The organism is Dactylosporangium sp. NPDC005555 (assembly GCF_040605635.1).
Taxonomy (GTDB): Bacteria; Actinomycetota; Actinomycetes; order Mycobacteriales; family Micromonosporaceae; genus Dactylosporangium.
The window spans coordinates 1-1,263 of sequence record NZ_JBEXDG010000180.1 but is presented as its reverse complement, the minus strand read 5'-3'; the positions used below and the strand labels follow the sequence as shown (position 1 = coordinate 1,263).

Annotated in this window: 1 protein-coding gene; it reads left to right on the top strand. The window is 72.2% G+C overall.

What is annotated here, in order from left to right; all coding sequences use genetic code 11:
• Positions 1 to 6: 6 nt before the first annotated feature.
• Positions 7 to 1,263 (top strand): polyketide synthase dehydratase domain-containing protein (locus ABZS58_RS51385; RefSeq protein WP_354792153.1); only part of this gene is annotated, 1,257 nt, incomplete at its 3' end.

Below are 1,263 nucleotides of genomic sequence, written 5' to 3'. Positions count from 1 at the left end.
GGGGGTGTGGAGGGTTCGTGGACCCGGCACGCCACTGGTGTGCTGAGCCCGGAGGCCGGCCGGGTTCCGGCCGGGTTGGGGCAGTGGCCACCGGCCGGTGCCCGGCCGGTGCCTGTTGACGGGTTGTATCAACGGCTGGCCGGCGACGGGTACGTGTACGGGCCGGTGTTCCAGGGTCTGCGGGCGGTGTGGCGTTCCGACCGGGACGTGTACGCCGAAGTGGCACTACCCGAACACGCCGAACAGGCCGGGCAGGCCGGGGTGGATGGGTTCGGGCTGCATCCGGCGGTGCTGGACGCGGCGCTGCACCCGATCGGGCTGACCGGGCTGGTCGGCGACGACGAGGGCGACGGTGCGCCGGTGCTGCCGTTCGCGTGGAGCGGCGTCCGGCTGTACGCGACCGGGGCGAGCACGCTACGGGTCCGGCTTACACCGACCGGCGACGGCGGTATCGATGGTGGTATCGCGGTGGCCGTGTTCGACACCGCTGGCCAGCCGGTGCTGACCGCGGCCTCGTTGGTGTTGCGGCCGGTGACCGCCGACCGGCTGGGTGCCGGGGTCCCGGATGCGGCGCAGTCGCTGTACGCGGTGGAGTGGGTGCCACTGCCGGGCGCGGTGCCGGGCGCGGTGCCCGACGCCGGGTCGGTGGCTGCCGAACCGGTCTGGGGATGGCATGGGCAGGTTGCTGGTGCGCTGCACGACGCCGTTGTTGAGGCTGCGAAGCCGGCCGACGGATGGCATGGGCAGGTTGATGGTGCGCTGCCCACGCTCGTGGTGGCCGAGCTCCCGGCTCCGGGCGATGCTGTCGGGGTTGTCGAGGCCACGCACGCGGCGAGCACGCTGGTGTTGGGTTGGGTCCAGGCCTGGCTGGCCGACCCGGCCACGGACGGTTCCCAGCTGGTGGTGATCACCCGCGGCGCCACCGACGGCAGCGACCTGGCCGCGGCCGCGGTATGGGGCCTGGTCCGCTCCGCACAGTCCGAACACCCCAACCAGTTCATCCTGCTCGACCTGGACAATGACACCGGCCGCGGTGACGAACTAGGCAGAATCCTCACGGCGGTGGTCGGCAGCGGTGAACCGGAGATCGTGGTACGGGCTGGTGAGCTGTATTCCCGGCGGTTGACCCGGGCCGGTGCTGGACGGCTGCCCCTGCCCGGCCTTGACGGGTTGCCGGCTGGGTTGGGTTCGGGTGGCACGGTGGTGATCACTGGTGGGACCGGGGTGTTGGGTGGGTTGCTGGCCCGGCATCTGGTTGCCACG